A 26,193-nucleotide genomic window follows, 5' to 3' on the forward strand; every position below is an offset into this window, starting at 1 on the left:
GCTCTGGACGGGAAACGCGGTGAGGACGTCACGGCACCAGCTCCTGCGCGCTCGAAGGGTCCCACTGCCCGGCCAGGTCGGCGTAGAGCGGGGAGGCGGCGAGCATCTCCTCGTGCGTGCCCAGCCGGACGCTGGTGCCGTCCATGACGAGGACCCGCCGGGCCCGCAGGGCGGAGGTCAGCCGGTGGGCGATGACGAGGAGCGTGCCGCCCCGGCGGGCGAACGCCTCCTCGGCGCGGGCCTCGGCCGCCGGGTCCAGGTGACACGTCGCCTCGTCGAGGATCACCAGCCGGGCCGGGGCGAGATAGGCGCGGGCCAGGGCGACCAGTTGCCGTTCGGCGGGCGACAGCAGCCCCGAGTGGATCTCGGTGGAGTAGCCGCCCAGCCGCGCCACCAGGTTCGTCAGGCCGACCGCGGCCACCGCGTCGTCCACCGCCTCCGGCGAGGCGTCGGCCAGATAGGTCAGGTTCTCCAGCAGGGAGCCGCGGAAGACGTACGCCTCCTGCGGGATGAGCACCCGGTCGGCGGGGTCGAGCCGGTCGGCGGGCACCCCGCACACCAGGACCTGGCCCGCCCCCGGCGCGAGCACACCGGTCAGGAGCGCGGCGAGCGTGGACTTGCCGATGCCGCTGGGGCCCACGACCGCGATGTGGTCCCCCTCGGGGACCGACAGGTCCAGGCCGTCGATCACCGGTTCCGCGTGCGGGCCGTACGCGAACGTCACGCCGCGCAGCTCGGCCGCCCCGGCCCCGCCGTCGCCGCCGTCCCGCGCCGCGATCCGCCCGCACGCCCGTACGGGCGGGTCGCCGTCGCGCAGCAGCCGGCCGAGCGCCACCCGCAGCCGGACCCCGTTGATGCCCAGCCCCTCCACGAGGTTGCCGAGCGCGGGCGTCAGCGACTGCGTGACGTAGGCCAGGGCGCCCAGGATCACCCCGGCGCCCGCGCCCTCACCCACCAGCCAGGGGGTCCCGGCCAGCACCAGCAGCACCGGCAGCCAGCCGCCCACCGCCAGCGACAGCGTGCGCAGCGCGGTCACCCGCGCCAGCGACCGGGCCGCGCGGGCCTGTTCGGCCACCCGCAGGCCGACGTCGCCCGCCACCCGCTCCTCGGCCCGGCAGGCGGTGATGTCGCGCAGCCCGCCCACCATGGTGGCCAGCGACCCGGCGGTGCGCTCGTCGGCCAGGATGAAGTCCCGCTGCCGCCTGGCCAGGGCGCGCAGCGACAGCAGGAAGATGACAAGTCCCGCGACGAAGGGGGGCAGCACCAGCGCGAGCACCTCGGGCACGAGGGTCGCCAGCCCGAGCATGACGCTCACCACGGTGAACGCGAACGACCTGACCACCGTGATGACCGAGGCGAAGGCGTCGCGGGCCAGCTCGACCTGCAGGTTGGAGCGGGCCACCGCGGCCGCCCCCGGTCCCCGTCCGGACATGACCGAGTGGCGCAGCGCGTCGTCGACGACGTGCGCGAGCAGTTCCTCGCGGAACGGCTCCACGATCGCGGCGACGGCCATCACCACCTGCCGCGCGCCGACCGCGGCCAGCAGCCACGCGCCGCCGAGCAGCGCCAGCCAGGCGAACCCGGTCGCGGGGCGTCCCGCGCCGAAGCCGTCGTCGATCGCCCGCGCGATGGCCAGGCCGATGACCAGGGAGGGCGCCGTCTCCGCGACGGACCAGCCCGCGAGCCTGACCAGCTGGTACGGGTCCCTCCTGAGCGCCCGCCGCAGGGGCCTGTTGACGACGTGCCCGTCCGGAGGGCTCACGACGTGCCCGCCCGGAAGGAGGTGCCCGCCTGGAACGACGCGCCCGCCGGGGAGGAGGCGCCCGGCGGGAAGGACGCGTCGTCCGGGGAGGACGTGTCCGCCTGGAAGACGGCGCGGTAGGCCGGGTCGGCCCACAGCGCCCGGTGCCCGCCGCACGCGCGCACCCGGCCGTCGTCCAGCCAGATCACCCGGTCGGCCGCCGCGGCGGTCGCCACCCGGTGGGTCACGATCAGGCGCGTGCGGTCGCGCAGCTCCCTGGAGAGCGCGCGGGCGACCTGGCGTTCGGTGACGGTGTCCAAACTGGAGGTGGCGTCGTCCAGGACGAGCAGGCGCCATCCCTGCGCGAAGGCGCGGGCCAGGCCGAGCCGCTGCCGCTCACCGCCGGACATGGGCGCCTCCTCCAGCGGCGTGTCGTACCCCAGGGGAAGCCGCCGGACGAAGGTGTCGGCGCGGGCCGCCCGCGCCGCCGCCCGCACGACCTCGTCCCTCCCGTCCGCCCGGCCGTCCCGGTCGTCGTGCCGGTGGCCGGACCCGGTGCCGGTACGGGTGCCGCGACGGCCGCGGCCGGAGGCGCCGTGGCGGCCGGTGCCGGGGGTGGCGGCGGGAGCGTCGAGACCCAGGGCGACGGCGGCGCCGACGGTGTCGCCGAGCAGCGCGGGACGCTCGAAGGCGTACCCGACGGCATGGCGCAGCGCCTCGCGGGAGAGGTCGGGCAACGGCACGCCGTCGAGGAGGACCGTGCCGTGCCGCGGGTCGACCAGCCGCCCGGCGACCGCGGCGAGCAGGGACTTGCCCGCCCCCGAGCGGCCGACCACGGCCACCGCCTGCCCGCCGGGGATGACGAGATCGACGTCGCGCAGGCCGCCCGCGTCGACGCCGCGCAGCTCGAGCGTGCCGGGACCGGGAGGCAGCGGGCGCGTGCCGTAGGCTCGCGGGCTCTCGGCGGTCAGCTCCTCCACCCTGGCCGCGGCGGCCCGCGCCCTGGCCAGGCGGCCGACGTAGCCCAGCGCCGAGCCGAGACCGGCGCCGAGCACGACGTAGCGGGCGGCGGCGTACAGCTCTCCGGCCGTGAGGTCGCCGGCGGCCAGGCGCAGCCCGCCCACCCCGAGCACGGCCACCTCCAGCAGCGGGACCACCGCTCCCGCCTGCACGCCGGCCCGCGCGTTGGCCCGCCACATGTCCATGGCGTGCCCGCGCAGCCGGGGCAGAGCGGTGAGCACCCGCGCCCGCTCCTGGTCGGCGGTGCCGGCCGCGGCGATCGTACGGGCCCCGGCGAGGGCGTCGACCAGGCGGGCGGCGATGTCGCTCTGCGCCGCCTGGTAGTCGCCCGCTATGGAGGTGCTCACGGTGAGGAAGGCTCGCAGGACGAGCGCGATGAGGACGAGCCCGGCGACCAGCGTCACGGTCAGCAGGGGGTCGATGAGGGTGAGGGCCACCACGCCGCCCGCGGTGGGGATGACCAGCGCGGCCCCGGTGACGATCGACTCGGGGGCGCGCCCGATCTCCTCGGTGTTCAGGCCCATCCGGGTGACCAGGTCCCCCTCGGGGAACCGGCGGGTGATCACCGGCCCGACACCGAGCACGTTCCGTACGACCCGGTTCCTGAGCCAGGCCGAGGAGCGCGCGCCGCTCGATCCGGCGGCCCAGACGCCGAGGGTGTCGCAGAGCACGGTCAGGATCACGGCGGCGGCGCAGGCACCGAGCCAGGTCGCCGCGCCGGTGCCGCCACTCGTACCGGCCACGAGCTCGTCGACCGTCCTGCCCAGCACGAGCGGGAGCGCGAGCTGCGCGAACGCGCCCAGGACGGAGGTGACCGCGAGGACGGCCAGCCAGGGTCCGCTACGCCGCACGGTGTCGGCCACCAGCCGGTCCGCTGCCCGCACGTTGGCTCCTCCCCGAACCTTCCCGACTTACCGAACTTCCCCGACTTCGCGAACTTCCCCGATGTTCCCGACGCCCCGAACGTCCTGGACGCCGCGGACCTCCCCGGTCTCCCGGCGTCCTCGGCGTACCGGACCCTCCCGGAACGGGAGTGCCCGGGACGGCCGCCGTCGCTGGCCGTCCCGGGCACGGGGTCTCACTAGTGGCAGAGCACGACGCTCAGGTTGCTGGGCTTGCCGGACGCGCAGCCGAGAACCGTCAGGGTGCTGCCGCCACCGCCGCCACCGCCGCCGGTGGGGGTCTCCAGGGACTGCAGGTCGAGAAGGACCATGGGAGTTGCTCCGTTTCTACGGGGTTCTACGGGTTCTGGATCGTGTGGAACGGGAGGAACTAGTGGCAGAGCAGGAGGCTCAGGTTGCTGGGCTTGCCGGACGCGCAGCCCAGGACCGTGAGGGTGCTGCCGCCGCCACCGCCGTGGCCGCCGCCGTCGGGGGTCTCCAGGGACTGCAGGTCGAGAAGGACCATGGGATTGCCTCACTTCTGGTGGGAACCGATATAGGGAGAACCGGGTGCCTAGTGGCAGAGGACGACGCTCAGGTTGCTGGGCTTGCCGGACGCGCAGCCCAGGACCGTGAGAGTGCTGCCGCCGCCGCCACCACCGCCGCCGGTGGGGGCCTCCAGGGACTGCAGGTCGAGAAGAACCATGTCGTTACACCTCCTTCGATGTCGATGTGTCGTGGGGGCCAAACCACCCGGCGGATCCGTGCGCGGACACCCCTGCCGGGGCGCTCGTGCCGCCGGGCGGCTCGATGAAGGGGAGGAACACCGGCCGGTCGTGCAGCACGGCGCTCATCGCGAACAGGACTCCGGCCGTACCGGTCGCGAAGTCCATGGAAAGCCTGAGCAGCTGGTTGCCGGGGAAGGCCAGCCCGCCGCCGTGGGGCAGCGCGTGCCAGTCCAGCCCGCGGAGCTGCTCGGCCAGGTCTGTGTGGCCGGTGTGGAGGGCGTTCGGTTCGGGCCCCAGGCCCCAGCCGAGCCCGCCGATCATGCCGCTCCGGCCGGTGAACAGGCCGGACTGCACGAAGTAGCGTCCCCGGGTGACGCGCCGGCAGCCGTCGAGCGCGGCGCGGAAGTCCGCGTCCTCGCGGTGGGTCAGGTAGCGGGCGAGGACCAGGCCGATGCCCACCGACCCCTCGTCCAGGTAGGGCAGCGTGCGCCAGCCCTGGTCGACCTGGAGGGTGCCGTCCTCGCCGGTGACGCAGCGCCGCAGGTCCTGCCGGAGCGCCACGGCCGCCCGCTCGAGCAGCGACGCGTCGCCGGTGCGCTCGTAGGCGTGCAGGAAGAGGAGGGCGGGTCCGGAGGAGCCGTACATCAGCCCGGCCCGGGGGTTGGCGCCGCCGCTGACCTCCGGCACGTCGTCGGGCCCGCCCAGCCTGTCGGAGCAGATGCCGGTGATCTGCAGGGCCACCTCGGTGAAGGTCCGCTCGCCGGTGGTCCCGCCCAGGTGGAGAAGGTTCAGGCCCATGCCGGCCAGGCCGCTGAACAGCCCGAGCTCCAGCGACTCCCACTTCTGGCGCAGGCATAGGTCGGCGGTGTCGATCGCGTCCTGGCGGTGCCCGAGCAGGTCGAGGACGTAGGCCACGCCGTGCAGGCCGTCGTAGAACCCGATCCCCGTCCCCGGGGCGGGGGCCAGCGCCCTGGCGCGCAGCCAGTCCTCGTACTCGGGACGGCGCTCGGCTCCGGTGGCGGCCAGCGCGTAGAGCACCCCCGCCGCGCCGTACGCGAGGTTGACGCCCCCGCCGGGCTGGAACTGGGCGACGTCGCCGGGGAAGAGCCGGTCCTCGCGCTCGGGGGTGGCGCTCGCCAGGATGGCCCGGGTCATCGCCTCCCTGAGCCGGGGCCAGTCGTCGAGCCCCGGCTTCGGGTACGGCGTGGCCGCCGCGGGCTCGGGGCCCGTGACGGTCAGGACCGCCTCGTCGAGCACCTCGCGCGGTACGGGGAAGGTCTCGCCGATGAGCCTGGCCAGGTCGGTCACCTTGGCGCGGTCGAGCGGCAGCATGATGGTGAGCTGCGGGGCGAACAGTCCGAGGCAGAGGCAGGCGAGGGCGTACAGGTCGACGTCGACGCCCTGCCGGTCGGCCGGCGCGCCGAACGCCGGATGGGCGAGCGCGGCGCGGCCGCGGTCCTCGATGAGGGTCGCCACCTCGTAGTCGATCAGTGCCAGGCGGCCGTCCTCGGTCACGAGGATGTTGTTGGGGTGCAGGTCGCCGAAGACCACCCCGCGCCCGTGCAGGGACTCCACCGCCCGGCGCACCTTGGGGAGCATGTCGAGCACCCAGCCGGTGTACTCGGCGATGGCCTTGTCGTCGCAGGTCGCCCTGGTCAGCGGGTACTTGTGCACGAGCTGCCGCTGGAGCGGGTTGCCGTCGACGAACTCCTCGACCAGGAAGTGGTGCCCGCCCAGGGTGAAGTAGTCGATCAGCGCGGGCACCGCGTCCAGCCCGGCCAGGCGCTCCAGCATGTCGCGCTCGTGCGCCAGCCGCGCCACCGCGTCCCGGCCGGCGGCGTCCAGGCCGGCGTGCGGGCGGGCCTCCTTCAGCACGACCCGCTCCCCGGTGCGCAGGTCCTCTCCCAGGTAGACGCCGCCGCCGTTGGAGAACTGCATGACGCTCTCGACCCGGTACGGCAGTCCCTCGGTGGTGACCGCGTTGCGGGCGGCCACGTGGGGTTCGAGGAAGGCGGGCAGCGTCACCCAGGACGGCACGCCGAAGGCGGGTTCCCGCACGTCGGGGACGAGCCGCCCCTCACCGTCCTCGATGGCCAGCACCAGCTCGCCGTTGTCGGCCAGGCAGCGCCGTCCGGCGAAACCGCCGTACCGCACGAAGAGCGGGCCCTGGCCGTAGCGCAGATCGCTGAGGATGTACGGCCCCTCGACGCCTCTGAGCAGCTCGTCGAGCTCCTTGAGCGTGAGCTCCAGCTGCGCCTCGTCCACCGGGTAGATCGTCACGAGCTTCCCGCTGGCGCCGCGGGGGGCGGCCTTGGAGTTCAGCATGGTCATGACCGGCAGGCTGCGCAGGAACTTGAACGCGATGTCGCGGGGGACGCAGTAGTCCCAGACCGCCTCTATGGCGCGGTCGGCGTCCTCGGCGCGGGCGGAGACGTGGATCTTCCAGCCCTGGGCGGGGGTGCGGCCGGCGAGCGGCGCGTAGTGCATCCAGGTGTCGGTCGCCTGGTGCTGCCAGCCGTCCGGGACGTCCCGGGCAGCGAGCGCGAAATCGGGGTGGTCCCCCCGGCGGCCGTCAAGCGTGTCATAAAAAAGCGGGTCCGCCAGGCAATAAAGTTCATACTGGTCATCCACGGCATTCTCCCCTGCTGTCTTCCAGAAGAGAGAATTACGGATAACCCGAGAAACCACTAGTTACAAATTAAACCACTCGTATATGCGAAACTCACAGTGTCGACCGTGAAGGTGTGCGCTACCTGCGCTTTCGCGGCGGACGTGAAGGTTATTCGGAAAAATTACCAGGAACCTCGGCCATCAGGGTGAACCACCCGTCCGCGCCGCCGACCGCCCGCACCGTGCCGCCCAGCTCGCCCACGCGGTGGGTCAGGTTGCCCACGCCGCTGCCGACGGAGTGCGCCTCCCGCCGGGGAGCCCCGTCGTTGACGACGGTCAGGCGCAGCCGGCCGTCGTGCTCGACCAGTTCGATCGCGCACCGCTTCACCTGGCTGTGCCGCAGCATGTTCGTCACGCCCTCGCGGACCACGGCGCCCAGCGTGGCGCTCACGGCCTCGGGAAGCTCGTTCACGTCCACCCGGACCGAGCAGTAGGCCCCGAAGCCCTCCATCAGGGTCCTGGCCCGCGCGGCCTCGCCGGAGAACGACAGCCGGTGACGGGCCTCCGACACGTTCCGCACGGCGTGCGCGGCCTGTCGCACCGCCCGCAGCACCTCTTCCAGGTCCTCGCGCAGGCGCGCGTCGCCGTTCGCCCTGCGATGGGCCAGCTCTCCCTTGATGGACGCCAGCCAGAGCCAGTGCCCCACGATGTCGTGCATGTCGCGGGCGAACCCCTCGTACGCTCTGGTGAGCGCCCTCTCCCGCTCGGCGCGAAACCGCCTGAGCCGCCGGAGGAGCACGAGCGTCACGCTCAGCGAGACCAGCAGGACGCCCGCCCCGGCCGCTCCGACGAGGTAAGCGGGGTGGGGCATGGAACGCCTCTCGCAGGAGAAGTGATATTCCCGATGATAAACTCGAAAAATTATCTGAGCGTCAATTCAGAGGTGCGGTTACGGGGCGTAACCATGCGAGGGGTAAGTGCCTGATAATTACCCCAACATTATGATATGAATCGCACAACTAGGCGAATCTCGGAGAAGTGGACACGCCGGGGTGCCACGCTCCCGTTCCGGGCACGCCGCCCGGACGGACGGCCGTGGTGACCGGACGCGATCGGATCTCCCGAAGCCATGGCATGGCGACGGCCCGTTACGGCGAGTGACCGTTGAACGTGGTTCCGCGCCCTTGCCGATTTCGCTCCCTCCCCCGCGTCGTCGTGATGAGGGCCGCCGCAGGGGCGGCCCCGGACGGCGACGACGGAGACGACGGCGACGACGGCGACGACGGAGAACATGACGACGGAAGCGACAGCGGGGCGGACCTGGCCGGGGCGGAACCGTTCAGAGCAGTGCGAACGCCCGGGGGAGCAGCAGGTAGGACCCGGCCACCAGGCACGCGCCCGCCACCACCAGGAACAGGAACACCCAGAACCCGCCGGGCAGGAAGGTCAGCCTGGCGAGCTGGTCGGCGTCGGAGTCGGGCGCCTGGTGGCGACGCCGCTTGCGCTGGAGCTCCACGATCGGCCGTACGCCTCCCAGCAGCAGGAACCACACGGCCAGGTAGGCCAGGATCGCGTCCATGTCGGGCGCGGCGTACCAGGTGAAGGCGAAGATGGCACCTCCGGTGGCCAGCAGGCTCACCACGCCGAACAGGTTGCGGATCAGCAGCAGCATGCAGAACAGCAGCCCGATCACCATCGTGATCAGCACCGCCACGTAGCCGGAGGCGGTCAACCACGCCCCGCCCAGTCCCAGTAGGGAGGGGGCGACGTATCCGGCGGCGGCGGTCAGGATCATGCCGAACCCCCGGGGCTTTCCCCTGGTCAGGGTCACGCCCGAGGTGTCGGAGTGCAGCCGGATGCCCTCCAGCTTGCGCCGGGTGAGCAGGGCCACCAGCGCGTGCCCGCCCTCGTGGGCGATGGTGATCAGCCCTCGTGACAGCTGCCACGAGGTGGACCACGACACCACGCCCAGCGCGGCCAGGGCGGACAGCAGCACGACCCACAGGGGCGGTCCGGAACGGGTCGAGGTCAGGGTCACCCAGAGGTCGGACAACGCTCGTTTCTCCTTCGCGGCGTGAGAGCAAAGCGTCCCACGACTGCCGGTGTGCTGGCGATAAAGTCGGAACCGTGCCGAACATGATTCCGGAACTCGCGGACGCGGGCGTCCCCGCCTGGTGGCGAGGGCTGGGCCTGCCCGGCCTGGCGGACGTGCACGTCCACTTCCTACCGGAGCGGATGGAACGTCGAGTCTGGCACCATTTCGAGCATGGCAGCCCCCTGATGGGGAAAGGGTGGCCGATCCACTACCGGCTGCCCGCCGGGGAACGGGTCGCCAGGCTGCGGGCACTCGGGGTGAGGGTCTTCTCCGCCCTGGCCTACGCGCACCGGCCGGGCATGGCCGAGAGCCTCAACGAATGGACGCTCGACTTCGCCGGCCGTACCCCGGGATGTCTCCCCTCGGCCACCTTCTACCCCGAACCTGGAGCTCTCGGCTACGTCCGGGACGCGCTCGGCCGAGGGGCGCGGATCTTCAAGGTCCACCTCCAGGTCGGCGACTTCGACCCCCGGTTCAAGGAGATCGACGAGGTGTGGGGGCTGCTGGCCGAGCGGGGCGTGCCCGTCGTCGTGCACGCCAGCTCGATCCCGCTGCCCGGCCGCCACACGGGGCCGGGGCCGATCGGCGGGGTGCTGGACCGCCACCCGGCCCTGCCGATGATCGTCGCGCACCTCGGCATGCCGGAGTACGACGAGTTCTTCGAGCTGGCCGAGACCTTCCCGAACGTGCGGCTCGACACCACGATGACCTTCACCGACTTCGCCGAGCGCGGCATGCCGTTTCCCGAACGCCTCCTGCCGCGCCTGCGCGACCTCGGCCTGGCCGGCAAGATCCTGCTCGGCAGCGACTTCCCGAACATCCCCCACCCGTACGCCCACCAGCTCCACGCGCTCGACCGGCTCGGGCTCGGCGACGGCTGGCTCCGCGCGGTGTGCTGGGACAACGCGGACAATCTCCTCGACCTTTCCGCGCACTACACTCGGTCGGCAGGATGTTGATGACCGGGAGAAACTCGTGAACGATCGGAACGCCGAGCTCATCAAGACGTTCTACGAAGCCTTCGCGCGCCGCGACGCCGACGCGATGGAGCTCTGCTACCACCCCGACGTCACCTTCGGTGACCCCGTCTTCCAGGAGCTCGAAGGACGCGACAGGGTGATGGGCATGTGGCGGATGCTGCTCGGCCGCAGCGCCGACCTCGACGTGACCGTCCGCGACATCACCGCCCGCCCGCACGAGGGAACGGCACACTGGACCGGCCGTTACACCTTCGGCAAGACGGGCAGGAAGGTCGTCAACGAGGTCGACGCCCTCTTCCGCTTCGAGGACGGCCTGATCGTCCGGCACCACGACGACTTCGACCTCAAGCGCTGGTCCAAGATGGCGATGGGCCGGCCGGTCGGTATCGTCCTCGGCTGGACCCCGATGCTCAGGGCGAAGATCCGCACCACCGCGATGCGGTCGCTGCAGGAGTTCATGAGCGCCCGATGAGGAGAGACGCGTGACCGACCGGCGAATGCGGGGCCTGCGGAGCCTGATGCGCGGGCGTCCCGGCACCGGCCGGGAGTCTCCCGAGCGGTCGATGGACCCCAGGTCCGTCGGCGACGGGCGGCCGGTCCCGCCCCGCTCGCGCGTCATCGACAACGCGATCTACGTCAACGGCCGTCGCACCGCCACTCCCGAGTCGCTGCCCGAGGCCTTCGAACGACTGAAGAACACTCCCGACAGCATGGCCTGGATCGGCTTCTACCGGCCGGAGGACGGTGTCATCCTCAACGTCGCCGAGGAGTTCGACCTGCACGAGCTGGCGGTCGAGGACGCCATCGTCGCCCACCAGCGGCCCAAGGCCGACCGCTACGGCGACACCCTGTTCGTGGTGCTCCGCCCGGCCCGCTACCTCGACGAGGCCGAGGAGGTCGACTTCGGCGAGCTGCACGTCTTCGTCGGCCCGAACTTCGTGATCACCGTACGGCACAGCGAGGCGCCCGACCTGTCGCAGGTCCGCCGCCGCATGCAGCACGACCCCGAGCTGCTCGGCCAGGGCCCGCAGGCGGTGCTCTACGCCATCCTCGACGCGGTCGTGGACGGCTACGCCCCCGTGGTCGCCGGCCTGCAGAACGACATCGACGAGATCGAGGTCCAGGTCTTCGGCAACGAGCCCGGGGTCTCCCGCCGCATCTACGAGCTGTCGCGCGAGGTGATCGAGTTCCAGCGGGCCACCCAGCCGCTCCTCGGCATGATCGAGGGTTTCATCGCGGGGGCCGCCAAGTACGGGGTGGACCAGGAGCTGCAGAGATACCTGCGGGACGTGGCCGACCACGCGATCACCGTCGCCGAGCGGGTCAGCGGCTTCCGCCAGATGCTCCACGACATCCTCGTGGTCAACTCGACCATGGTCGCCCAGGCCCAGAACGAGCACATGACCAACCTCACCGAGGCGAGCAACGCCCAGAACGAGGAGGTCAAGCGGATCTCCGCCTGGGCCGCGATCCTGTTCGCCCCCACTCTCGTCGGCACCATCTACGGCATGAACTTCGACGTGATGCCCGAGATCCACTGGAAGTGGGGCTATCCCTTCGCGGTCCTGCTCATGGCGGGCGTCTGCCTCACGCTCTATCTGGTGTTCAAACGCCGCGACTGGCTCTGACACCGCCGTGAGCCCCGGACCGCCGGCCCGGGGCTCACGGCGAAGATCAGCTGAGCTTGGCCAGGATCAGGTCCAGCTTGCCCTCCATGGAGTCCATCCGGCCTTCCACAGAGCCCATCCGGCCTTCGAAGGACTCCATCCGGCTTTCGAAGGACTCCATGCGGCCTTCGAAGGACTCCATGCGGCCTTCGAGGGACTTCATCCGGCCTTCGAAGGACGCCATCCGGGTGTCCATCTTCACCTCAAGGCCGTCGACCTTGGCGTCAAGGCCGTCGACCTTGGTCTCCAGGCCATCGACCTTGGTCTCCAGGCCGTCCACCTTGGTGGAGAGCGCGAGGAGATCCTCCTTGGTGGCCATCCGGTTCATGATCTCTTCGAACATCGGCGCGGTGTAGGTCATGACCTCCTCGCGGATGATCTTGGGAAGATCGTGCAGTGTCTCCTTGATGTCCGCCAGGTCCTTGCCGGTCCTGAAGGCCCAGGCCTCCAGATCCGTCACGCGCTGAACGGTGCTCCGGGTCGCCACGTCGGGCATGCTACCTCCTACTCGGGGGGGAAACGGAGGGTCGGCCTGCCGACGGGCCGGGGCCATGGTCCGTGACGGCATGCGACCAATTGAACACGTTCCGCTGAGGAGGCGGGGTCGATTCCGGGATTCCGGACCGAGGGGTGGGTCAGCCGAGCAACTTGCGGGCGGCCGCCTCGATCTCGGCCTCCGACAGCAGCACGTGCCTGGCCGCCTCGCCCAGCGGGATGAAGCTGTCCGAGGAGGTCACCCGGGCGATCCTGCCGGTGAAACCCGCGTCGAGCAGCTCGGCGACGATGCTCTCCGAGACGCCCCCGGTGCGGCGGGTCTCGTCGGCGATCAGCACCTTGCCGGTCAGCTCGGCGGCCCGCATCAGATCCTCCACCGGAAGGGGGGAGAGCCAGCGCAGGTCCAGGACCCGGCAGCCGTGCCCCTCGGCGGTGAGCCTCACCGCGGCGCGCAGGCTCATCCGCAGGCCGTTGCCGAAGGTCACGATGGTCAGGTCGCGGCCGTCGCCGTAGCTGCGGGCCCGCCCGATCGGGATGTGCGTCTCCGCCCATCGGGCCGGGGGAGCGTACGGGGCGAGCCAGCCGCTGTCGCCCTCCTCGAACATGTCGCGGGTGTTGTACAGGGCGATGGGCTCGAGGAAGACGCAGACGCTGCCGTCGACGCGGGCGGCGGCCAGGCAGGTGCGCAGCATCGAGGCGGCGTCGTCGGGCCGGGCGGGGGAGGCCACGACCAGGCCCGGGATGTCGCGCAGCGCGGCGACGGAGTTGTCGTTGTGGAAGTGGCCGCCGAAGCCCTTCTGGTAGGCGTAGGAGGCGACGCGCACCACCATCGGGTTGCGGAAGGCCCCCTGGGAGAAGAACTGCAGCGTCGCGGCCTCGCCCCGGATCTGGTCCAGGGCGTTGTGCAGGTACGCCAGATACTGGATCTCGGGCACCGGCAACAGGCCGGAGACCCCGGAGCCGAGCGCGAGGCCGAGCACGGCCTGCTCGTCCAGGTGGGTGTCGAACACCCGGCCGGGGCCGAAGCGCTTCTGCAGGCCGCGCGTGACACCGTAGACGCCGCCCTTGCGTGCCACGTCCTCACCGAAGACCAGCACGTCGGGGTGGGCGGCCAGGGAGTCGGCGAGGGTGCGGTTGACGGACTGGGAGAAGGTGAGCGGGCCCTCCTGCTCCGGGAGCCTGCCGGCGAAGGCCCTCGCCCTGGACTCCGGGGCCGCCGCCCCGGTGCTGGCCGCGGCGACGGCCGCGGGAGTGCGCGGGGCCAGCGGCTCCACGATGTCGAAGGCGGAGACCAGCCGGGGTCGCCGGGAGCTCTCCATCGCCATCTTGAACAGGTGCTCGCGCGTCGTCTCGTACCGGAGCAGCAGCTCGTCGGGGGTGGTCAGGCCGGCCTCGACGAGCAGCCTGGCGGTCGCCACGAGCGGGTCGCGCTCCAGGTCGGCGTCGATCTCCCGCTTGGTCCGGTAGGACAGCTCCACGTCCGAGCCCGCGTGGCCCATCAGCCGGACGGTGCCGACGCGCAGCAGGGCGGGGGCGCGGTGCGCGCGGACATGGTCGGCGGCGGCCAGCGCAACGTCGTGGACGTCGGCGAGATCGCAGCCGTCGGCCTCGAAATACCTCATCAGCGGGTGGTGGGCGGCCCTGACCCAGCCGTCGGGCGTGCGCACGCTGATGCCCAGGCCGTTGTCCTCGCAGACGAACAGGATCGGCAGCGCCAGCTTCTGGTACGAGCCGTAGGCGGCCGTGTTGAGGCCCGACAGGGCGCTGGCGTGGTTCATCGAGGCGTCACCGAAACTGCACGTCGCGATCGCGTCGGCGGGCCACGGCCCCGGCAGGCCGAGCTGGCGGGCGCGCTCGATGGCGAAGGCCACGCCCACCGCGCGGGGCAGGTGGCTGGAGATCGTGGAGGTCTGCGGGATCACCGCCAGGTCGGGGTGGCCGAAGACCTTGTGCCGCCCGCCCGCCATCGGCTCCTCGACCGAGGCGGTCAGGCCGAGCAGCACGTCGCGCAGCCCCTCCTCGGGCAGCCGGCCCGCCATCGCCGACCGGGTCAGGTAGAAGGCGCCGGACCGGTAGTGCAGGAGGGCGGGGTCGGTGGCGCGCAGCGCGGCGGCGACCGCGGCGTTGCCCTCGTGGCCGGCCGAGCCGATGGTGTAGAAGCCCTGGCCCTGCTCGCGCAGCCAGCGGGCGGTGACGTCCAGCAGCCTGCTGCCGAGCTGGAACTCGAACAGCTCGCGGCAGCGGGCGCCCGTCAGGGTCGTGCCCTCCCGCACGGGCAGGCCGGGATCGCGCGGCGCCCCGGGGGAAAGGGCGGTCACGGCCTCGGTGAAATGGGTCTCAACAGTGTCGCGCGCCACAGCCCGATTATGTCCCCCATGGATGGATGCCGTCCTCAACCTTGACATCTTTGATGCGTACGGACTCGCGGGCCGATCATATTTAACTATTATTCATGACGGCTTGTCAGGGCTGTTTTCACCGATCCGCCCGATGAATGAACCGGAACCCTCATGCCGGGTCTGACCAGCACAAGGGGCGGAAGCCCCGAACGGTGGGAGCACATTCGTTTCCGGGTCCTGTGTTGCGATCTCCGGGCATCTCGCGTCCCTGTTGCCACAAGCCGTTCCCCTTGCGGACTTCCCCAGGGGGGTGTCTTTGCCATCCGCGGACACAGCGGCTGCCAGCATCTTCGGAGTTCACGTCCATCACACCAGTCACATCGGTCACATCAGTGGAGGCGCACATGCTTGGAAAACTGATTCTCACCGGGGCGGTGGGGGCGGCCGTCATGCTGCCGGCCGCCGCCCACGCCGCCGTGCCGTTTTTGGATACGGCGTCGCCCGTCCCGGCGCTTTCCGGCGACACGCCGGTGCCCGGGATACCGGCCCCGCCCGCACCGGCCGCACCGGCCGCCTGGAGCGCACCGGCGCCCGGAAGCGCACCGGTGCCGGGGGCCGCGTCGATGTCCGCGCTGTCATCCTCGGCCGAGACACCGCCCCCGCCCGCCCCGGTGTCGGGGACCGCCCCGGCGCCCACGACCGGGGTGCCCGGGACCCCGCCGCCGCCGGACGAGCAGCTGCCGCCCGGCGCCACCCCGCCGGTCGACACCGCCCCGCCCGACGCCGTCCCGCCGGTCGACGGCGTCCCGCCCGGCACCACTCCGCCGGTCGACGCCGTCCCGCCCGGCACCGTCCCGCCGGTCGAAGGCACCCCGCCGGTCGACGTCGTGCCGCCCGTGGTCGTCCCGCCGGTCCCGGTCGCGCCGGCTCCGGTGATATTCGCCGCGCCGGGCACCCCGCTCGCGGTCACGTCGGCCGTCGCCGCCTGGGCGAGCGTGCTCTGCACGCCGACCGCCGTCGTGGCGGCGGGGTCCTGCCTGTGACCGGTTCGTGCCGGTGATCCGATGTTCAGGCCCGTGACCGCCCTGTGCCGGTGACATGCCGGTGACAGACCGGCGGCCGTGCAGGTGACCGGCCGCCGTACCGCTCCTGCGGGCCCGGGCGGCCCGTGTTCCGGCCCTGACCGGTTATGAGCGCCCTCCCGCTTATGGGCGCCCTCCCGCCGCCCCTCGGGCGGGAGAAGGCGTCTTTGCCGATACGGGCCGCAAAACACGAAGAGTCTTGGAAAAGCACACCCTTCCCGGCAGACAGATCGGAGAAGGATGGAAAGGAGTGACGGGGGAGAGGAGCCGTGATGCCGGTACAGGACGACGGGCGACCGGTGGTCGCCGGATTCGACGGCTCGGCGGAGAGCCGGCTGGCCCTGCGGTGGGCCGTCGAGGAGGCCCGCCTGAGATTTCTCCCGCTGCTCGTCTGTCACGCCTGGCAGTGGCCCTACCCCAGGCTCTCCCTCGCCCCCGAGACCACCGAGGTCGTACGCCGTATGGGCATGCGCGTCCTCGACAGCGGGCTGACGATGGTGCGCGAGCTGGCGCCCAGGGTGAGGGTGCGCGGGCAGCTGGTGGAGGGGACACCGGCCGCGGCCCTGGTGGGCCTGTCGGGCGTCGCGGAACTGATCGCGATCGGCCCGCGTGGCGCCGGCGGTCCCGACGAGCTGCGGATCGGCTCGACCGTCGAGGTCGCCGCGCACGCCCACTGCCCGGTGGCCGTCGTCAGGCGGTCCGGCCATCCGCGCGCCGGCCGCGTGGCGATCGCGGTGGAGGATCCCGGTCTCGACTCGCCGGAGCTGGGCATCGCCTTCGACGAGGCGAGGCTGCGCAGGGCGGCGCTACTGATCATCTGCCTCTGCCCCGAGAACGCCCACGACACCAGGCAGGCGGCCGTCCGCTTCAACACCAACGTCGCGGTGTGGGAGGAGAAGTACCCCACGGTCGAGGTGGAGAGCCTGATCGAGACCCGCTCCCACATCGAGGTGCTCCGCCACGCGGCCGACCGTTCGGACCTGCTGGTGGTCGCCGACCGGGAGCGGGACGACCCGCTGGATCCCGCCATCGGCCCGGTCTGCCAGGTGATGCTGCGCGAGGCGCCGTGCACGGTCGTGGTGACCCCCTCGCAGGCGTGGCACCCGTCCCCGCGATGGGAACGCCTCGTCAGGAGTTAGTGCTTCCTAACCCTGGGCGGCGGCCAGCGCCGCACGGGCCATGCCGCGCAGCAGCTCGGCCATCGCCGCGGGCGGCAGCTCGCCCGCGCTGTGCGGGGTGGAGTTGAGCAGCCCGAAGACGGCGTGGGTCGCGGCGCGCAGCCCGGCCTGCGGGCGTCCCGGGTAGAGCTCGCTCAGCACGGTGACCCACTCCTCGACGTACAGACGCTGGAGCCGGCGGATTCGCCGCCGGGCGGGCTCGGGGACGTTGCCCAGCTCCCTGTCGTGCACGGTGATCAGCGCCGGATGGCTGAGCGCGAACTCGATCTGGCAGCCGAGCAGGGCGTCCAGTGCCTGCTCCGCGTCGGCGGCCTCGGTCACGCGGCGCGCGCCCGAGGTGTGCAGGCGCTCGCTGACGTCCAGCAGCATCTCCGCGAGCAGGGCCTCCTTGCCGCTGAAGTGCCGGTAGAGGGCCGGGCCCGAGGTGCCGACCGCGCCGCCGATGTCCTCGATCGAGACGCCGTGGAAACCGCGCGCGGCGAACAGCTCCGCCGCGGCGTCCAGGATCTCCGCGCGTCGTGAGCCGCGGTTGCGGGTGGAAGGCTGAGCAGTCGTCACCCCTCGCATGGTAGACGGTAACGTTAATGATGACTAACATCTGCGATGGAGTTGATGACCGGTGACCCAGCGGCGGCGAAGCCGGGCGGATCAGACAGGCCGGGCAGGCCGGACGGGGAGGCTCGGATGAGTGGCTGGCCGGTGCTGCGAAGCGCCTGCGACCCGGGTGGCGAGGGGTTCAAGCGCAACGCCGAGGTCAACGAGCGCCTCGTCGCCGACCTCAGGGAACGCGTCGCCGCGGCGGGCCTGGGCGGCCCGGAGAGGTCGCGCGCCCGGCACGTCTCCCGGGGCAAGCTGCTGCCCCGCGACCGCGTCGACTCCCTGCTCGACCCGGGCTCGCGCTTCCTGGAGCTCTCCCAGCTGGCCGCCAACGGGATGTACGGCGACGCGGCCCCCGCCGCCGGGATCATCACCGGGGTGGGCCGCGTCTCCGGGCGCGAGTGCGTCGTCGTCGCCAACGACGCCACCGTCAAGGGCGGCACCTACTACCCGATCACCGTCAAGAAGCACCTGCGGGCCCAGGAGGTCGCCCTCCACAACAACCTGCCGTGCGTCTACCTCGTCGACTCGGGGGGCGCGTTCCTGCCCAGGCAGGACGAGGTCTTCCCCGACCGCGAGCACTTCGGCCGGATCTTCTACAACCAGGCCACCATGTCGGCGCGCGGCATCCCGCAGATCGCCGCGGTCCTCGGCTCCTGCACGGCGGGCGGCGCGTACGTCCCGGCGATGAGCGACGAGGCGGTGATCGTCCGCAACCAGGGCACGATCTTCCTCGGCGGCCCGCCGCTGGTGAAGGCCGCCACCGGCGAGGAGGTCAGCGCCGAGGAGCTGGGCGGCGGCGACCTGCACGCCCGCGTCAGCGGCGTCACCGACCACCTCGCCGACGACGACCGTCACGCGCTGCGGATCGTCCGCGACATCGTCTCCACCCTCGCGCCGCGCACGCCCTCCCCCTGGGAGCGCGCGCTCTCCGAGGAGCCCGCGCACGACCCCCGCGACCTGTACGGCATCGTCCCCGCCGACACCCGCACGCCGTACGACGTCCGTGAGATCATCGCCCGGATCGTCGACGGCAGCAGGTTCGGCGAGTTCAAGGCCGAGTACGGTGCCACGCTCGTCACCGGGTTCGCCCACATCCACGGCCACCCCGTCGGGATCGTCGCCAACAACGGCATCCTGTTCGGCGAGTCGGCGCTCAAGGGCGCCCACTTCATCGAGCTGTGCGACCGGCGTAACATCCCGCTGGTGTTCCTGCAGAACATCAGCGGGTTCATGGTCGGCAGGGCGTACGAGGCGGGCGGCATCGCCAAGCACGGCGCGAAGATGGTCACCGCCGTCGCCTGCGCCAGGGTGCCCAAGTTCACCGTGGTCGTCGGCGGCTCGTTCGGGGCCGGCAACTACGCGATGGCCGGGCGCGCCTACTCGCCCCGGTTCCTGTGGATGTGGCCGGGGGCCCGCATCTCGGTGATGGGCGGCGAGCAGGCCGCCAACGTCCTGTCCACGGTGGGCGACGCCGATCCCGACGCCATCCGCGCGCAGTACGAGGAGCAGGGCAACCCCTACTACTCCACCGCCCGCCTCTGGGACGACGGGGTCATCGACCCCCTCGACACCCGTACCGTCCTGGGCCTGGCCCTGTCCGCCTCGGCCAACGCCCCCCTCGAACCCGTCGGCTACGGCGTCTTCCGGATGTGACCGCACCCATGACCCACTCCACCTCGTCGGTTTCCCCGACCCACGCGCCGCCACCCCGCGGGGGCCGGATGTTCGACACCGTCCTCGTCGCCAACCGCGGCGAGATCGCCCTGCGGATCACCCGCACCCTCAGGAGGCTGGGCATCCGCTCCGTCGCCGTCCACAGCGACGCCGACGCCGGGGCGCGGCACGTCCGCGAGGCCGATGTCGCGGTGCGGCTTCCCGGCGGTTACCTCGACATCGACGGCATCCTCGCCGCCGCGGCGGCGACCGGCGCCCAGGCGGTGCACCCCGGATACGGCTTCCTCGCCGAGAACGCGGCCTTCGCCCGGAGCTGCGCGCAGGCCGGGCTCGTCTTCGTCGGCCCGCCGCCGGAGGCCGTGGAGGCGATGGGCGACAAGATCCGGGCCAAGGCCACCGTCTCCGCGGCCGGCGTCCCCGTCGTCCCCGGCGGCGCCGAGCCCGGCGACGACCTGGCCGAGGCGGCCATACGGGTCGGCTTCCCCGCGCTGATCAAGCCCTCGGCGGGCGGCGGGGGCAAGGGCATGGTGCTCGTGCGCTCCGCGGCGGAGCTGCCTGAGGCACTCGCCTCCGCCCGGCGCACGGCCGCCGCCGCGTTCGGCGACGCGACCCTGCTGATCGAGCGGTTCGTGGAGAACCCCCGGCACATCGAGATCCAGGTGATGGCCGACGCGTACGGCGGCGTCATCCACCTGGGCGAGCGCGAGTGCAGCCTGCAGCGGCGGCACCAGAAGATCGTGGAGGAGGCGCCGTCCCCGCTCCTCGACGCCGCGACCAGGGCCGCCATGGGCGCGGCGGCGGTCGAGGCCGCCAGGTCCGTCGGCTACACCGGCGCCGGGACGGTCGAGTTCATCGTCCAGGGCGCGACCGGCGACTACTACTTCATGGAGATGAACACCCGCCTGCAGGTCGAGCACCCCGTCACCGAGCTGGTCACCGGCCTGGACCTGGTCGAGCTCCAGCTCAGGGTCGCCGCCGGCGAGCCCCTCCCGCTCACCCAGGACGAGGTGCGCCTCGACGGCCACGCCGTCGAGGCCCGCGTCTACGCCGAGGACCCCTCCCGGGGCTTCCTGCCGACCGGCGGCCGGGTCCTCGCGCTGCGCGAGCCGCCGGGGGTGCGGGTCGACTCGGGTCTGATGGCCGGCGGCCTGGTCGGCAGCGACTACGACCCGATGCTGTCGAAGGTCATCGCCTGGGGGCCCGACAGGGCGGCCGCCCTGCGGCGGCTCGACGGCGCGCTCGCGGCCACGGCCGTGCTCGGGGTGCCCACCAACATCGCCTTCCTGCGGGCCCTGATCGGTCACCCCGCCGTGGTCGCCGGAGACCTCGACACCGGCCTCGTGGAGCGGCACCTCGGCGAGCTGGTCCCCCGCGACGGCGTTCCCTCCGTCCCCGACGACGTCCTGGCCGCCGCCGCCCTGGTCCTGCACCGCGAGCACGTGCCCGCCGGCATGCCCGCCGACCCGTGGGACGTCCCCGACGGCTGGCGGCTGGGCGAGGCGGCCTGGACCGTCTACCGGCTGGAGACCCGTGACGGCGTCCGCGAGCTCAGGGTCCGCGGCCTGCCCGCCTCGGGAGCCGAGATCCGCCTGCCCGAAGCCGACGTCGTGCGGGCGCGGCTGGCCGGGGAGGGCGACGACCTGCTCGTCACCCTCGGCGAGACCGCGAGGCGCTATGTCGTCGCCAGGGACGGCGACGGCGGCGACACGATCTGGCTCGGCCGCGACGGCGACGCCTGGGTGCTCACCCGCCGCCACCTGGGCGACCCCGGCGACCGGACCGGCGCGGGCGGCCCGGGGGACGGGCAGGTCCGCAGCCCGATGCCGGGCACCGTCCTCGTGGTGAAGGCGGGTCTCCGGGAGCGGGTCGCCGAGGGGCAGCCGCTGCTCATCGTGGAGGCGATGAAGATGGAGCACACCGTGACCGCGCCGATCGGCGGGATCGTCGCCGAGCTGCGGGTCCGGGCCGGCCAGGCGGTCGCCATGGACGCCGTGCTGGCCGTGGTCCGCGAGGAGGAGCCGTGACGGTCTCCGCGCCGGTCGCGGAGGCCGTACGGGAACGCGGGGAGATCGCGACGCGGGCGGTCAGATGGGCCGTGAGGCACGGCGACGGAGAGGTCACGGCCGGATGGGTCGCCGAGGTCGCGACACCGGCGGCCCGTCCGGCCGTGCGGCGCGAACCGGTGAGGGGGGCATGATGCGCGAGCCACAGCGGGTCCGGGCGGCGGGGCTGCCCGAGCGGGTCACGATCTACGAGGTCGGGCCGCGCGACGGGCTGCAGAACGAGGCCGCGGTGGTTCCCGTCGAGGTCAAGGCCGAGTTCATCGCCCGGCTGGCCGCCGCGGGACACCGCGTGATCGAGGCCACCAGCTTCGTGCACCCGAAGTGGGTGCCCCAGCTCGCCGACGCCGCGGAGCTGCTGGCGGGCATGGAACGGGTTCCCGGCGTGCGCTACCCGGTCCTCGTCCCCAACGAGCGCGGCCTCGACCGCGCGCTCGAGCACGGCGTCGACGAGATCGCGATCTTCGCCAGCGCCACCGAGACCTTCGCCGGCAGGAACCTCAACCGGACGCTGGAGTCACAGTTCGAGATGTTCGAGCCGGTCGTCGCACGGGCGCTGGCCCACGGCCTGAAGGTCAGGGCGTACGTCTCGATGTGCTTCGGCGACCCGTGGGAGGGTCCGACGCCCGTCGCCCAGGTCGTCTCCGTCGGGCGCAGGCTCCTCGACCTGGGCTGCTTCGAGCTGTCGCTCGGCGACACCATCGGTGTCGGCACCCCCGGCCACGTCGCCGCGCTGATCGAGGCCTTCGGCGGCCCCTCCCGGCTCGCGGTGCACTTCCACGACACTTATGGCCAGGCCCTGGCCAACACCCTCACCGCCCTGCGCGAGGGGGTGACCGTCGTCGACGCCTCCACCGGCGGCATCGGCGGCTGCCCGTACGCCGAGAGCGCCACCGGCAACCTCGCCACCGAGGACCTGGTCTGGATGCTGCACGGCCTCGGCGTCGAGACCGGGCTGGACCTCTCCTCGCTGGTGGATACCAGCACCTGGCTGGCCGCGAGGCTCGGCCGCCCCAGCCCATCGCGGGTCGTCCAGGCCCTGGGCGAGAACCCGTCCCGCACCACCGCAGAGAACGCCGAGGAGTGATCATGCCCAAGCTGACCGAGGAGTACGAGGAGCTTCGCAAGACCGTCGAGGCGTTCGCCCGCGACGTGGTGGCCCCGGTGATCGGGGACCTCTACGAGCGCGAGCAGTTCCCCTACGACATCGTGCGGCAGATGGGGGCGATGGGCCTGTTCGGGCTGCCGATCCCCGAGGAGCACGGCGGCATGGGCGGTGACTACTTCGCGCTCTGCCTGGTCCTGGAGGAGCTGGCCAGGGTCGACTCCAGCGTGTCGATCACCGTCGAGGCCGCGGTGTCGCTGGGCGCGATGCCGATCTACCGGTTCGGCACGCCCGAGCAGCGCGCCGAGTGGCTGCCCAGGCTGACGTCGGGCGAGATGCTCGGCGCCTTCGGGCTCACCGAGCCCGGCGGCGGCTCCGACGTGCCCGGCGGCATGCGGACCACCGCCGTGCTGGACGGAGACGAGTGGGTGATCAACGGTACGAAGGCGTTCATCACCAACTCCGGCACCGACATCACCGGCGTCATCGGAGTGGCCGCGATCACCGGCGAACCGGCCGGGGGGAAGAAGGAGATCTCCACCATTCTGGTGCCGTCCGGCACCCCCGGCCTCACCGTGTCGAAGAAGTACTCCAAGGTGGGCTGGAACTGCTCCGACACCCGCGAGCTCTCCTTCGACGACTGCCGCGTCCCGGCGGGGAACCTGCTCGGCGAGCGCGGGCGCGGCTACGCGCAGTTCCTGCAGACCCTCGACGAGGGCCGCGTCGCCATCGCCGCCCTGTCCACCGGCCTGGCCCAGGGCTGCGTGGACGAGTCGCTGCGCTACGTCCGCGAGCGCCGGGCGTTCGGCCACCCCATCGGCCACTACCAGGCCATCCAGTTCAAGATCGCCGACATGGAGGTCCGCACCCACACCGCCCGCCTGGCCTACCACCACGCGGCGGAGAAGATGCTCGCCGGCGAGCCGTTCAAGAAGGAGGCCGCCATCGCCAAGCTCGTCGCCGGCGACGCCGCCATGGACAACGCCCGCGACGCCACCCAGATCTTCGGCGGGTACGGGTTCATGAACGAGTACCCGGTCGGCCGCTTCTACCGCGACGCCAAGATCCTGGAGATCGGCGAGGGCACCAGCGAGGTCCAGCGGATGCTCATCGCCAGAGAGCTCGGCCTGAGCGGCCTCTGACCTGCGGATACCGGGGACGGAGGAGGGCTGGTTCGGATGAAGGCCCTCCTTCCGCAGGGTGGCGAACCGCTTGCGCCGGCGAGGGTCTTTCCCCGGTACGGGCAGGGCGGCCCGGCGCCCGGGGTCTCCTATCCGCAGTTGCCGAAGGCTTTGCGGCCGCCGGTCGCCTCGGCGTAGTCCAGGCGGGTGTCCCGGGTGCTGCCCCAGTACGAGACGCACTTGCCGCGGGCCTTCACCTTGACCGGCCCGGCGTAGTACTTGAACTTGCCCGCGTCGGTCTTCGGCCTGCTGCCCCGCACCGTCAGGGTGGCGGTGGTGTAGGTGGCGGTCCGGTAGAAGGCGGTCTTGATGCTGACCACGCAGTTGTAACCGGTGCTGCGGTTGTACATGAGGTAGACGTGGCCGAAGGTGTCACGTCCGGACTTGAGGGGACGGACGCCGTCCTTCACCCGGGTGAACCCCGCCCCGCAGACGCCCTCGGGAGTGTAGGGGGCGGAGGCCGCGTACGCCGTGTATGCCGGGTTTGCCGCGAGAACACCGGCGGCCAGGGCCGTCACGGCGACCATCTTCGGAACCGACCTGATCACTTGTCTACCCTTCGACGGTGGGCCGCGGCGCGTGCCGCGGCGGATCAACCCATTGATCTTGGCTTATATCCCTGTTTTCCGGCAACGGGCACCGGGACACCGATCGCGCGGGAGCCGGGGCTTTCCGGCCCACACGAACCTCGTCCCCACCGAAGACCGTGCGGCCGGGCCGCCGCTTTGTGGAAGTTTGACGTGGCGTCCCGGCGTGGCTCCGATACCGCCGGGCACGTTGCGGGGTACAGCCGTTGCGCAGTGCCCGTGAACATCACTGTCGTGAACATCACTGTGAAGTGATGGGAGAACCGCATGCTGACAGGGTTGCCCGCACTGGGGTCCGGCCTGGGACATCGCGTGGAGCTGGCCGAGGCGATCGAGGCGCACGCCGGCCGGATCGACTGGCTGGAAGTGATCACCGAGCGCTACCTGTTCGCCCCGGCCGACGAGCGCGAGCGGCTGGGGGAGCTGGTCCGCCGGTTCCCGGTCGTGCCGCACGGGGTGGAACTGTCCATCGGCTCGGAGCGGGAGCCGGACGGGGCGTACGTGGAGGCGCTGGCCGCGCTGGTGGCGGACATCGGCGCGCCGTGGTTCAGCGACCACCTGTGCTTCACCCGTACCGACAGGGTCGACGTGGGGCTGCTGGTGCCGCTGCCGCGGACCCGGGAGGTCGCCCGGCGGCTGGGGCGCAGGGCGCGGCGGGTGCAGGAGGCGGTGGGCCGGCCGTTCCTGCTGGAGAACATCACCTACTACGTGGACCTGGCCACCCCGCTGACCGAGGCGCAGTTCATCACCGAGGTGATGGAGCACTGCGAGTGCGGCCTGCTGCTGGATCTGGCCAATCTCGACATCAACGCGCGCAACCACGGCTTCGACCCGCTGGGGTTCCTCGACACCATCCCGGTCGAGCGGGTCGTCCAGGTGCACCTGGCCGGCGGCGTCGACGGTGACGGTGACGGCGACGGTGGGCGGCTGTCCCTCGACAGCCACGGTGCCGCGATCCCGGCCCGGGTGTGGGACCTGCTGGCGGAGCTGGTCTCGCGCACGCACGTCAACGCCACGCTGGTCGAACGCGACCAGAACTTCCCCGACGACTTCGGCGACCTGCTGGCCGAGATCGACCGCGCGCGAACCGTGCTGCGCTCCCGCGCGGGCGGTCCGGACGGCGGGCGAGTGGCGGCGCGAACGGCGGGAGGCGCGTGATGGGCGTGCAGGACGCGCTCGCGGCGATGCTGACCTGCGAGGCGGAGTCCGCGCTGCTGCGCGAGGACCCGGTGAGGCTGCAGCGCCGGTACGAGCTGAGCGACGCCGAGCTGGCCATGCTGAGCGGTGCCGCGCCCGACGGCTACCGGGTGACGCACGACGGCGTGCGGGGCAAGCTGCGGTCGGCGGTCACCGCCTGCCTGCCGGACACGGTCGCCGAGCTCACCGGCGGTCACCGTGCCCTGTGGGAGGAGTTCACCCGCGGTGCGGTATGCCGCCCGCAGCCGGTGGAGCGGCCGTTCGGGATGGGGGAGTCCGAACGGCTGACGGCCTGGCTGGCGGTCCACGCGACACCTCGGCTGACCGCCTACGCCCGTTACGAGCTGGCGCGCGCCGCGCTGGTTCACGACCGGGACGCCGCGCTGGCCGCCCGCGCCTCCGCCGTGGCGGGCCCGGGCCGCCGGACGCCTGCCGGGGCGCTCCGGCTGTCGGCCGCCGCCCGGGTCGAGACCTACACCCACGACGTCACCGCGGGGCCGCCGATCGGCGAGCTGCCCGCCGTGCGGACGCGGGTGCTGTTGCAGCGCCGCTGGCGGGCGCCCGTCGTGCGGGCCTACCGGATCGGTGAGGGCACCGCCATGCTGCTGGCCGGCTGTGACGGTACCCGCGACGCCGACCAGGTGATCGCCGCGGTGGGCGGTGACCGCGCCCGCGCCGCGGAGACGCTCGCCGAGCTGGCACTGGCCGGTCTGGTGTGGCCGCGATCCTGACCCGCACGCGCCGCCCGCAGGGAGGGTCCGCGCCCGCCTTCGCGGTATCACGGCAGGCCGCCACCCTCCCGCGACGGGCCGCGCCGGACGAGATGTCCGTCCGGATTCCCGGATCCCCGGCCGCCGTCGTCGGCCCCCGCCCCGCGACCGGGGCGCGACCCCTCGCGGGTGTCGCCACCGATCCTCCGCGCCCGGCGCACCCGGTGTGCCGTACGCGGGGAAACCGGCCCGGCATCGGGTCG

Annotated in this window: 24 protein-coding genes; 12 read left to right on the plus strand and 12 right to left on the minus strand. The window is 72.4% G+C overall.

The features are described from left to right. Positions 1 to 28: 28 nt before the first annotated feature. The 8 genes from ACTOQ3_RS05365 to ACTOQ3_RS05400 all read right to left on the minus strand — a co-directional run bounded on the left by ACTOQ3_RS05365 (position 29) and on the right by ACTOQ3_RS05400 (position 9,033). Positions 29 to 1,762, minus strand: coding sequence for an ATP-binding cassette domain-containing protein (locus ACTOQ3_RS05365; protein ID WP_440082288.1), 1,734 nt, complete (start codon positions 1,760 to 1,762; stop codon positions 29 to 31). Beyond that, entirely contained in the window at positions 1,759 to 3,645 is a 1,887-nt protein-coding gene (locus tag ACTOQ3_RS05370; RefSeq protein WP_440082289.1) for an ABC transporter ATP-binding protein, read from the minus strand. Before ACTOQ3_RS05370 ends, ACTOQ3_RS05365 begins: the two co-directional genes overlap by 4 nt. A gap of 197 nt (positions 3,646 to 3,842) precedes the next feature. Next, entirely contained in the window at positions 3,843 to 3,974 is a 132-nt protein-coding gene (locus tag ACTOQ3_RS05375) for a SapB/AmfS family lanthipeptide (RefSeq protein ID WP_440082290.1), read from the minus strand. A gap of 59 nt (positions 3,975 to 4,033) precedes the next feature. After that, the gene (locus tag ACTOQ3_RS05380) at positions 4,034 to 4,168 is read right to left on the minus strand and encodes a SapB/AmfS family lanthipeptide (protein ID WP_440082291.1); all 135 of its coding nucleotides are present in this window, start codon (positions 4,166 to 4,168) and stop codon (positions 4,034 to 4,036) included. A 48-nt stretch (positions 4,169 to 4,216) separates the two neighbouring features. After that, positions 4,217 to 4,348, minus strand: coding sequence for a SapB/AmfS family lanthipeptide (locus ACTOQ3_RS05385; RefSeq protein ID WP_440082292.1), 132 nt, complete (start codon positions 4,346 to 4,348; stop codon positions 4,217 to 4,219). A gap of 4 nt (positions 4,349 to 4,352) precedes the next feature. Next, a complete protein-coding gene (gene lanKC, locus ACTOQ3_RS05390; protein WP_440082293.1) occupies positions 4,353 to 7,001 on the minus strand; it encodes a class III lanthionine synthetase LanKC in 2,649 nt (882 codons plus the stop codon). A 148-nt stretch (positions 7,002 to 7,149) separates the two neighbouring features. Next, a complete protein-coding gene (locus tag ACTOQ3_RS05395) occupies positions 7,150 to 7,851 on the minus strand; it encodes a sensor histidine kinase (RefSeq protein WP_440082294.1) in 702 nt (233 codons plus the stop codon). A gap of 468 nt (positions 7,852 to 8,319) precedes the next feature. Then, the gene (locus tag ACTOQ3_RS05400) at positions 8,320 to 9,033 is read right to left on the minus strand and encodes a M50 family metallopeptidase (RefSeq protein WP_440082295.1); all 714 of its coding nucleotides are present in this window, start codon (positions 9,031 to 9,033) and stop codon (positions 8,320 to 8,322) included. 83 nt (positions 9,034 to 9,116) lie between these two features. Between ACTOQ3_RS05400 and ACTOQ3_RS05405 the strand changes: the two genes are divergently transcribed. The 3 genes from ACTOQ3_RS05405 to ACTOQ3_RS05415 are packed head-to-tail and all read left to right on the plus strand — an operon-like array spanning position 9,117 to position 11,683. Then, complete coding sequence (locus tag ACTOQ3_RS05405; RefSeq protein ID WP_440082562.1) at positions 9,117 to 10,034, plus strand: amidohydrolase family protein; 918 nt, start codon at positions 9,117 to 9,119, stop codon at positions 10,032 to 10,034. A gap of 16 nt (positions 10,035 to 10,050) precedes the next feature. Next, entirely contained in the window at positions 10,051 to 10,527 is a 477-nt protein-coding gene (locus ACTOQ3_RS05410) for a nuclear transport factor 2 family protein (RefSeq protein WP_440082296.1), read from the plus strand. Positions 10,528 to 10,537: 10 nt separating this feature from the next. Continuing rightward, complete coding sequence (locus ACTOQ3_RS05415) at positions 10,538 to 11,683, plus strand: magnesium and cobalt transport protein CorA (RefSeq protein WP_440082297.1); 1,146 nt, start codon at positions 10,538 to 10,540, stop codon at positions 11,681 to 11,683. Positions 11,684 to 11,729: 46 nt separating this feature from the next. On the opposite strand, the gene ACTOQ3_RS05420 is transcribed toward ACTOQ3_RS05415, so the two are convergent. Together ACTOQ3_RS05420 and ACTOQ3_RS05425 are read right to left on the minus strand one after the other, a co-directional pair. Further along, on the minus strand, positions 11,730 to 12,218 hold the full coding sequence (locus ACTOQ3_RS05420; RefSeq protein ID WP_440082298.1) for a hypothetical protein: 489 nt from the start codon (positions 12,216 to 12,218) through the stop codon (positions 11,730 to 11,732). A gap of 139 nt (positions 12,219 to 12,357) precedes the next feature. Further along, positions 12,358 to 14,574, minus strand: a complete 2,217-nt coding sequence (locus ACTOQ3_RS05425) for a thiamine pyrophosphate-dependent enzyme (protein ID WP_440082299.1) — start codon at positions 14,572 to 14,574, stop codon at positions 12,358 to 12,360. 386 nt (positions 14,575 to 14,960) lie between these two features. On the opposite strand from ACTOQ3_RS05425, the gene ACTOQ3_RS05430 reads away from it, so the two are divergent. Both ACTOQ3_RS05430 and ACTOQ3_RS05435 read left to right on the plus strand, forming a co-directional pair. Then, on the plus strand, positions 14,961 to 15,599 hold the full coding sequence (locus tag ACTOQ3_RS05430; protein ID WP_440082300.1) for a hypothetical protein: 639 nt from the start codon (positions 14,961 to 14,963) through the stop codon (positions 15,597 to 15,599). 311 nt (positions 15,600 to 15,910) lie between these two features. Next, positions 15,911 to 16,777 (plus strand): universal stress protein, encoded by an 867-nt coding sequence (locus ACTOQ3_RS05435; protein WP_440082301.1) that lies wholly within the window; start codon positions 15,911 to 15,913, stop codon positions 16,775 to 16,777. Between the two features lie 6 nt (positions 16,778 to 16,783). Here ACTOQ3_RS05435 and ACTOQ3_RS05440 read toward each other — a convergent pair whose 3' ends face one another. After that, the gene (locus ACTOQ3_RS05440; RefSeq protein ID WP_440082302.1) at positions 16,784 to 17,383 is read right to left on the minus strand and encodes an SACE_7040 family transcriptional regulator; all 600 of its coding nucleotides are present in this window, start codon (positions 17,381 to 17,383) and stop codon (positions 16,784 to 16,786) included. A gap of 117 nt (positions 17,384 to 17,500) precedes the next feature. Here ACTOQ3_RS05440 and ACTOQ3_RS05445 point away from each other — a divergent pair, with 117 nt between their 5' ends. From ACTOQ3_RS05445 to ACTOQ3_RS05465, 5 genes are all read left to right on the plus strand, one after another. Beyond that, complete coding sequence (locus ACTOQ3_RS05445) at positions 17,501 to 19,069, plus strand: carboxyl transferase domain-containing protein (protein WP_440082303.1); 1,569 nt, start codon at positions 17,501 to 17,503, stop codon at positions 19,067 to 19,069. Between the two features lie 68 nt (positions 19,070 to 19,137). Next, a complete protein-coding gene (locus ACTOQ3_RS05450) occupies positions 19,138 to 21,114 on the plus strand; it encodes an acetyl/propionyl/methylcrotonyl-CoA carboxylase subunit alpha (RefSeq protein ID WP_440082304.1) in 1,977 nt (658 codons plus the stop codon). Continuing rightward, positions 21,111 to 21,287: a hypothetical protein gene (locus tag ACTOQ3_RS05455; protein ID WP_440082305.1), complete on the plus strand. Its 177-nt coding sequence runs from the start codon at positions 21,111 to 21,113 to the stop codon at positions 21,285 to 21,287. Before ACTOQ3_RS05450 ends, ACTOQ3_RS05455 begins: the two co-directional genes overlap by 4 nt. Beyond that, positions 21,284 to 22,237: a hydroxymethylglutaryl-CoA lyase gene (locus ACTOQ3_RS05460; protein WP_440082307.1), complete on the plus strand. Its 954-nt coding sequence runs from the start codon at positions 21,284 to 21,286 to the stop codon at positions 22,235 to 22,237. The genes ACTOQ3_RS05455 and ACTOQ3_RS05460 overlap by 4 nt, the downstream gene beginning before the upstream one ends. 2 nt (positions 22,238 to 22,239) lie before the next feature. Next, positions 22,240 to 23,397 (plus strand): acyl-CoA dehydrogenase family protein, encoded by a 1,158-nt coding sequence (locus tag ACTOQ3_RS05465; protein ID WP_440082308.1) that lies wholly within the window; start codon positions 22,240 to 22,242, stop codon positions 23,395 to 23,397. Positions 23,398 to 23,525: 128 nt separating this feature from the next. Here the strand turns inward: ACTOQ3_RS05465 and ACTOQ3_RS05470 are convergent, their stop codons facing one another. Then, a complete protein-coding gene (locus tag ACTOQ3_RS05470; protein ID WP_440082309.1) occupies positions 23,526 to 23,984 on the minus strand; it encodes a hypothetical protein in 459 nt (152 codons plus the stop codon). A gap of 306 nt (positions 23,985 to 24,290) precedes the next feature. Here ACTOQ3_RS05470 and ACTOQ3_RS05475 point away from each other — a divergent pair, with 306 nt between their 5' ends. Together ACTOQ3_RS05475 and ACTOQ3_RS05480 are read left to right on the plus strand one after the other, a co-directional pair. Continuing rightward, a complete protein-coding gene (locus tag ACTOQ3_RS05475) occupies positions 24,291 to 25,181 on the plus strand; it encodes a DUF692 domain-containing protein (protein ID WP_440082310.1) in 891 nt (296 codons plus the stop codon). Further along, positions 25,181 to 25,951: a hypothetical protein gene (locus ACTOQ3_RS05480; RefSeq protein ID WP_440082311.1), complete on the plus strand. Its 771-nt coding sequence runs from the start codon at positions 25,181 to 25,183 to the stop codon at positions 25,949 to 25,951. The genes ACTOQ3_RS05475 and ACTOQ3_RS05480 overlap by 1 nt, the downstream gene beginning before the upstream one ends. Positions 25,952 to 26,193: the final 242 nt, after the last annotated feature.

The organism is Streptosporangium sp. LJ11 (assembly GCF_051918945.1).
In the GTDB taxonomy this organism is placed as follows: Bacteria; Actinomycetota; Actinomycetes; order Streptosporangiales; family Streptosporangiaceae; genus Streptosporangium.